Source organism: Bariatricus sp. HCP28S3_A4 (assembly GCF_052066395.1).
Taxonomy (GTDB): Bacteria; Bacillota; Clostridia; order Lachnospirales; family Lachnospiraceae; genus Allocoprococcus.
In genome coordinates this window covers 1-2,843 of record NZ_JBQHSE010000072.1, presented here as the reverse complement: position 1 = coordinate 2,843, position 2,843 = coordinate 1, and the positions used below count along the sequence as shown (strand labels likewise).

2 protein-coding genes and 2 pseudogenes are annotated in these 2,843 nt (G+C 42.2%); 2 read left to right on the top strand and 2 right to left on the bottom strand.

Annotation, left to right across the window (positions count from 1 at the left end; all coding sequences use genetic code 11):
* Positions 1 to 496: IS21-like element helper ATPase IstB (istB, locus tag ACTNBF_RS16340; protein WP_441089694.1), on the top strand; the 496-nt coding region annotated here is incomplete at its 5' end.
* A 76-nt stretch (positions 497 to 572) separates the two neighbouring features.
* On the opposite strand, the pseudogene ACTNBF_RS16335 reads toward istB, so the two are convergent.
* Together ACTNBF_RS16335 and istA are read right to left on the bottom strand one after the other, a co-directional pair.
* Positions 573 to 1,001: pseudogene (locus ACTNBF_RS16335) on the bottom strand (ATP-binding protein); the annotation flags it as partial.
* Positions 998 to 2,554 carry an IS21 family transposase gene (gene istA / locus ACTNBF_RS16330; protein WP_291811622.1) on the bottom strand — a complete coding sequence of 519 codons (1,557 nt, stop codon included), beginning with the start codon at positions 2,552 to 2,554 and terminating at the stop codon, positions 998 to 1,000. The pseudogene ACTNBF_RS16335 and the gene istA, both read right to left, overlap by 4 nt.
* An 84-nt stretch (positions 2,555 to 2,638) precedes the next feature.
* Between istA and ACTNBF_RS16325 the strand changes: the two are divergent.
* A pseudogene (locus tag ACTNBF_RS16325) lies at positions 2,639 to 2,843 on the top strand (hypothetical protein); the annotation flags it as partial.

Genomic DNA, 2,843 nt, shown 5'->3' with positions numbered 1-2,843 from the left:
CAGTTTTATAAATCAGAAGCAGAATCTCGTGCTGTATGGACCTGTAGGAGTTGGAAAAACACATATGGCGATAGCTGCAGGTATCAAAGCCTGTATGTTGGGATATAAAACAAGATTTTATACGGTAACAGAGCTTGTATTAAAACTCGCAGAAGCACGGAAGAATGGTACGCTTGAGCGACTGCGTAACGATCTGAACAATCAGGATCTGCTTATTCTTGATGAATGGGGATATGTGCCAGTAGACAGAGACGGATCAGAGTTGTTGTTTCAGGTGATTTCAGACAGTTATGAAAGTAAAAGCATGATTTTAACTACAAATCTGGAATTCTCTAAATGGGGAAGCATATTTACTGATGAACAGATGGCTGCTGCAATGATTGATCGTCTGGTACATCATGGACATTTGATCCTCTTTTCAGGGAAGAGCTACAGAATGGAACACGCACTTATGCGACAGACTGCACCACAATCATATGAAAATGTCTCCTGCTGATATATGGGAATATCCCATTCCTAAGATTGGGAATTTTTCTTTCCGATTTTTGGGAAAAACACTTGACGAAATACAGTAAGTCCAGTAATAAATCTGGAAGCCGTACATACCGTACCGTATAGTAGTGCTTGCAGGCTTCCATACCAAACGCACAGGCCATGTAGGTCTTGCCGCTTCCGGTTGCCCCGGTAATAAAGATGTTTCGGTATTCTGTGATATATTCACAGGTTGCAAGACGGCTGATCAACGCTTTATTCAGCTTTCGACCAGAATGATAATCAATCGCTGCAATACTGGCATCAGGCTGTTCAAACTCAGCCTGACGAATCAGTCTTTTTAAACGATTGTTTTTACGGTTGGTGTATTCCACATCAACAAGCATACCAAAACGATCCTCAAAAGGTACTTCTTTCATTGTGGCATCATCCATCTGGATTCGGAATGCATCGGCCATTGATGTCAGCCGCATTTCAATAAGTTTATCGATTGTACTTTGATTTGTCATGATCTTTTACCTCCATAGTATGCGGCTCCTCTTGTGATGCCGTGTGATTTTATTGCTGTTTTGGCTGTTACCGTCTCATTTGATATGAGTTCTGGGTTGTCTTTCATTGTAGCCAATAGATTTTTGATACTTTTATAGCTGGGTTTACCGGAATAAGAGAGTGCTTTGGCACAGGCTTGTTCCAACTTTGCTGGTGAATGTTTTTCTGCCAGCTTCAACAGCCCCATACAACTTCTGTAAGACTGCTGTTCGACCCTGCCGGAGGTAAGAATTGCATTGACAACTTTACTTGTGTTAATTCCAATCGAATCTGCCCATCGACGGAAACGGTCACCGTTCCATTCCAGATATTTCTGGTGTTCTTGAGGCATATGTTCCGTTACCGTAGAATACTGGCCGCTTCTTCCATGAAGCCGGCGGTGCGAGGCAATCCGATTGTGGTTATAAAATATTTCAACCGTTGTGTCTGTTATGCGCACATCAACCTTATTTTTGATATACTGATAAGGCACGGAGTAGTACATCTTGTCTACTGCAATGTGATAATTGAATTGGACGGTGGATTGTTTCCACTCAGCCAGTTCAAAAGGTGTGGCAGGCAACGGAGCCAGTAATGGCATTTCTTCCCCAAGAAATAAACTGAGCCTGCTACATTCCTTTTTCTGGAACTTACGAGCATTAAAGGTATCCAGTTTTTCCCTGATAGCAGCATTTAATTCTGCAAGTGAGAAAAACTGTTCATTGCGAAGGGCTGCGGTGATCCAGGTGGATATCTTTCCCACAGATCCTTCTACATTCGGTTTATCCTTGGGTTTCCGGGCTCTGGCCGGAACAATGGCAAGATTATAATGTTCTGCCATCTCATGATAAGTAGTATTTAAAGCGGTGGTATACCAGTCACTTTGTGCATGATTAACTGCAGTAGTGCAGTTATCAGAAACAAGCATTGGTGTAACACCACCAAAAAATTCAAACATCTGAATATGAGCTTTGATCCAGTTGTTCGTTTTTTCATCCATATATGCCTTCACAAAAGCATACTGGCTGTAAGTTAAGACACCTACAAAAATCCATGCATCTATGATTTCTCCGGTATCTGGATCGATAATGTGAGCAGGATCCCCTGCCCAGTCTACTTCAATCTGTTGACCTGGTTTTCTTGGGATGTGCATGGTAGCTCTGCGTTTTTCCTCATCTTTTTGGATGTAATAGCAGAACTGAGAATACATCAGAGGATTCTCGCCATTCATACGGCATTCCTCGCAGTATTCTACCCAGAGAAGTTTTTTGTTGACTCCATTACGCAGAAGTTCTTTACGGATGTAGTCAAAGTCAGGCATACGTTTATTCGTTGCTGACTTATCCTTGGGGAACATCAGCTCTTCAAGTGTGCTGTCGGTCATGTCAAAATCCAACGGCCATGATAAACTCATTTCCGTTGCTTTCTTCAGGACCTTGGCAACTGTGTTTCTGGACACACCACAACTTTGTGCGATGTTCCGCTCACTGAATCCTAAGCTTTTCAAACGTAGGATTTCACGATATTTGGTCATAATTACGACCTCCTTTATCTGTATTCACACCAAAGGTGTGTATCTACAGTATAAAGGAAAATATATGTAATAGAGTCTTGCAAAGTGGCTCTGAATTACCGGAATATGTGGCTCCGCTTCTCCGGAACGGTGGCTCTCAAAGTCCGGACAGGTGGCTCAAAGAGCACCGGAATAATCACTGTGAAGAAGGGAAAGAAGAAAGCAAGAGCTGTATTTACCAGACAGGAAATAAAAATTCTTTTATCTCTTCCAGATGAAAGCTATGAAACCGGTCTGCGAGATAAGGTAC

What these genes read in the sequence shown, in the direction of transcription:
- istA (WP_291811622.1), bottom strand. Translation starts at nt 2,554, where the DNA reads ATGACCAAATATCGTGAAATCCTACGTTTGAAAAGCTTAGGATTCAGT.